The following is a 3,858-nucleotide window of genomic DNA, read 5'->3' as shown; positions in this document are numbered from 1 at the left end:
AATTTTTACGCCAATGAAGGGCATATGGGGCGGCAGGATGCTTCACGGGGGGTATGGTTGAAGGGGAATGGTAGGGGTGGCTTTACTATAGTGCCAAATGAGCAGAGTGGATTGGATGTACCGGGGGATGCGCGGCGGTCGTATTGGATTGATGCAACCAGATTTTTTACCCCCGTAAATGGTGGTCCGATTTTAGTGCAAAAAATCGAATAGTGCCCCCCTGAGGTGTGCTTAAGTGCCTAAGGATTCTTAGGTGGTAAAAAATCTTTCACCACCTAAGAATCCTTAGGCACTTAAGAAGCACCTAAGACAGCACACTAATTCACCACCACCCTCGCAATTTTCCGTTCCTTCCCCATAAACACCTCCAGGAAGTAAGTCCCTCGCGGCCAGTCGCTCACCGAGATCACATCCTGTTGTATCCCCGGGAACATCACGTCCATCACTTTGCGGTAAATGGGCTGTCCTAGCGTGTTTAACACCCGAATCTGAATCGGGCTCTTCTCCGCTTGATCCACCGAAAGGGTGATGCTGGAACGCGCCGGATTTGGGTAAATCAGCATCCCCTTAAAATCATCCGGCACCGTGCGACAATCCTGGCGCAGGTGCTCCATACTTCGGTACACATTCAGACGGCCTCCTGTCACGGTAATTTCCTTCAATGCAGCCACTTCATCCAGGCCCTTGATCAGGGCCTCTTTAACCCTTAGGGCTGTTTCTGAAGGCTCTACCAAAGTCTTCTGCGCAAAATCATTGCAGGGCACACTGTACAGCAGCGCAATCGACCCGGCTAGGTGTGGCGCAGCTGCGGAATTCCCGTGAAAACTACCGTAAGCCCCAAAGGGTTTGGTTGTGAAGGAGTTTTGGCCGGGAGCGCCCATGTCAATCGAAGTTTTGCCGTAGGCTGAACCCACGTAGCGTTGATCTAATTCCGTGGTATTGAGCACTGTGAGCAGGTATTCGCTGGGGCAGGTGGTGGGCATGTCCCCTACCTCGTCTACATCCCAGGGGTTGTTGGCGGCCCCGGCGGCTGTGAGGATGCCTACGTCGCCCATTTTGTCGTACATCTCCCCCCACATGACCTGATCCTTGCAGAAGAGGCGGTTGATGCCAAAGGAGGCGTTGGTGGCTACAATAAATGCACCTTCCTTCCCCTTGGAGCGGTTGTAGCGGTCGCGCTGCTCGATGATGTATTCGTAAGCCGAAATGATTTCCGAAACCAGGCGGGCCTCCAGCACCATCACCTTGATGTGCCAGTTGATCCCACTCACCCCAACTCCGTTGTTGCCAACCGCACCAATGATCCCGGCAACTGATTGCCCGTGTTGTTCAATCTGGTGTTTGTTGCTGTTGCGGATAAAATTCCAGCCTTGTACATCGTCAATGTAGCCGTTGCGATCATTGTCCTTGTTGTCGTTGGGTATTTCGCCCCGATTGGTCCAGATGTTGGCCGCCAGGTCTTCGTGGCCCACATCAAACCCGCTATCCAACACCGCCACAACAATCGTATCTCCCCGTGCCGTGACCCCACCCGTGGAGATGGCCCAGGCTTTTTGGGCTTCGATGGTGACTAGCCCCCATTGTTCATCCAAATTGGGGTCATTGGGGTCAGTCCGGCTTTCGACGTAATAATCAAAAGTGACCTCTTCCACATCTGGTTGCAGGTGCAACTCTTTCAGGAGTTCATCTGCACTCACGGTGGTAGAGTCGTACATCATCAAGTGGACGTTGGAGCGGGGGCTCAGTGCTTTTTCTAGCCAAACCCCTCCACCAGCCCGGCTTTGGGTGGCAAATTCCACCATAAATTGGGACGGTGTGGTCGTTTCTTTTAGCTTGACCAATACCCTGGCCTTAATTGGCTCTGTCTGAGCAAAACCCAGCAAAGGCAATAGCAAGAGTAGAGGCAGCAGAAGTGTTAATCTTCTTGCCATATCTATGTTTTTGCGGTTTTTTAATATAGGGAGGAGGTACCGGGGGTATTATCCAAAAGCCTTGCCAAACCGCATCAGGGAAAAAGTTTTTTACTTTTTTTTTTAATATGGAACAAAAAAGGGCCTTTTTACACTTCTTCTAAAACAGTTATATCTATGAAATTTTCTTTGTATCTTCTAGTTCTCAGCTTATTCACTTGCTGCCAGGCCTCTGCTCAACCCAAATGGCCTGCCTTTAGTGGTGGGAAAGTATCGCTGATCACTGGCGTAGAAGCAGAACAACGCTTCAAAATTTCGGAACACCTGGGCACCATGGAACTGCACGGCAAACCCGCTAAAGTAAAGGTCGCGCTAATCGAGGGGAAAGACATCCACATGGCCAATTTGCTGGATACGGAATGGGGCAAACTTTGCCATATTTTGATCATCAACGGCAATCTTCAAGTGGATTCAATCATCTCTCTGACGAGTGGTGTACCCGATTTGTTGGTTTTGGGCAATCTGGAAGCACCTTTTTTCTATTGTGGCGATTCCCACCAACGCATCACTGGTACTGCTAACATCAAATACGTGATCATTGGTGGCGGCAACGATGGTTCGCTCAACATCAATGGTCGTACTTCCGTACCCTACATCATTTCTATGGATCACGACATTGGGGTGAATGCCCCCGATGCTGAATGGTTTGATTGGAATGAAGGCACCATGAAGGAATTGGTGCGCGAGGTGTACAATCCCGTCAAAGATCAAGTGGATTTTGCACGCCTGGCTCAATTGGTGGAAGCTGGAAAACCCATAAAAAGAAGTGCCAAGCGAGATATGTCTTTCAAAGGAATTTGGAAGGAATGGCTGCAACTCTATGGAAGAGATTCAACTGCCTTGTATTTTGAATCATTCACCACTTTCCTGGAACAGGAAAATGTGCTCCTTTCGATGGATTACATGGATGGCTACGACTTACCCGCCGAGATTTATGAACTGACTCATTTGGAGGAGCTGAATTGTATGCACGTCCACCTCAAATCCATATCCCCGGCCATTCAACAATGCAAAAAACTCAAAAAACTGAACCTGGCTTTTTGCAAACTGGAAAGTATCCCCAAAGAAATAGGCAACTTGTCAGAACTGGAAGAGTTGTCCCTTTCGGGCAATCAGCTGAAGGAAATACCCGAGAGTATTTTTGGGTTAAAAAAACTCACCATGCTCTACCTGGATGGAGCGCTATTTACCAAAGAGCAACAAAAACAAATCCAAAAAAGACTGCCCAAGACAGCGGTGCTGTTTTATTAAAATTAGGGCGCCACAAAGCCACTAAGACGCCAAATGCAAGTACTTGACTGTCCTTAATTTGGATTTTAGTCGCTTTGTGGCTAAAAAATACTTTTACGCTCACTTAAAATCATCCAAACTATCCGGCCTATCCCCACTCAGCATCTGCTTGCGCATCTCCGCCTTCAGCTTTTCATAATTTTTGAGTTGGGCTTCATTGAGCAGGGGTTTTAATTCCTTCTCCTTGCGTTTGTTGATCTCACTGCCCTTGGTGTACATCGTCCATTGGGATGCCCCCTGGTCAAACACCTCTTTTTGCATGATTTGGGCGTATTTGAGGTTGAGGGCATAAATTTTGTCAATTTGATCGGCTCGCAATGGCAAGGCCGTTTTCATCTTTTCGGTTTGCAATTTGGCTCGTTCCGCGGGCGTACCAAAAGGGCTCTCCGTTTTGCTTTGCTGGGATTGGGCACTCAGAGCAAAAGTGCCGAGCAGGCCAATTAGCAGGATCATTAGGGATTTCATGTGGATGATTTTTTGGTTGAGAAAGTTGAGGAGTTTAGATTAATGCAAAAAAAAACGCACATCCACAACGCACAGTGAACCAATATTTATCCTAAAAAAAAAAAACAAAACAACACAACCCAAATTTTAAAAA

4 protein-coding genes are annotated in these 3,858 nt (G+C 48.1%); 2 read left to right on the top strand and 2 right to left on the bottom strand.

Features of this window, described 5'->3' with window-relative positions:
* Positions 1–213, top strand: a 213-nt coding sequence (locus tag SFV55_RS06700) for a hypothetical protein (RefSeq protein ID WP_320028706.1), incomplete at its 5' end; no start/stop codon positions are given.
* 104 nt (positions 214–317) lie between these two features.
* Here SFV55_RS06700 and SFV55_RS06695 read toward each other — a convergent pair.
* The gene (locus SFV55_RS06695) at positions 318–1,931 is read right to left on the bottom strand and encodes a S8/S53 family peptidase (RefSeq protein ID WP_320028705.1); all 1,614 of its coding nucleotides are present in this window, start codon (positions 1,929–1,931) and stop codon (positions 318–320) included.
* Positions 1,932–2,087: 156 nt separating this feature from the next.
* Between SFV55_RS06695 and SFV55_RS06690 the strand changes: the two genes are divergently transcribed.
* Positions 2,088–3,221 (top strand): leucine-rich repeat domain-containing protein, encoded by a 1,134-nt coding sequence (locus tag SFV55_RS06690; RefSeq protein WP_320028704.1) that lies wholly within the window; start codon positions 2,088–2,090, stop codon positions 3,219–3,221.
* A 99-nt stretch (positions 3,222–3,320) separates the two neighbouring features.
* Here the strand turns inward: SFV55_RS06690 and SFV55_RS06685 are convergent, their stop codons facing one another.
* Positions 3,321–3,725, bottom strand: a complete 405-nt coding sequence (locus SFV55_RS06685) for a hypothetical protein (RefSeq protein WP_320028703.1) — start codon at positions 3,723–3,725, stop codon at positions 3,321–3,323.
* Positions 3,726–3,858 lie beyond the last annotated feature (133 nt).

It is taken from the genome of Haliscomenobacter sp., from assembly GCF_033763495.1.
In the GTDB taxonomy this organism is placed as follows: Bacteria; Bacteroidota; Bacteroidia; order Chitinophagales; family Saprospiraceae; genus Haliscomenobacter.
The sequence above is the reverse complement of the archived record's forward strand: the minus strand, read 5'-3'. Positions and strand labels throughout refer to the sequence as shown.

Coding starts and splice junctions, on each gene's coding strand:
- SFV55_RS06695 (WP_320028705.1), bottom strand. CDS start 1,931: ATGGCAAGAAGATTAACACTTCTGCTGCCTCTACTCTTGCTATTGCCT.
- SFV55_RS06690 (WP_320028704.1), top strand. CDS start 2,088: ATGAAATTTTCTTTGTATCTTCTAGTTCTCAGCTTATTCACTTGCTGC.
- SFV55_RS06685 (WP_320028703.1), bottom strand. CDS start 3,725: ATGAAATCCCTAATGATCCTGCTAATTGGCCTGCTCGGCACTTTTGCT.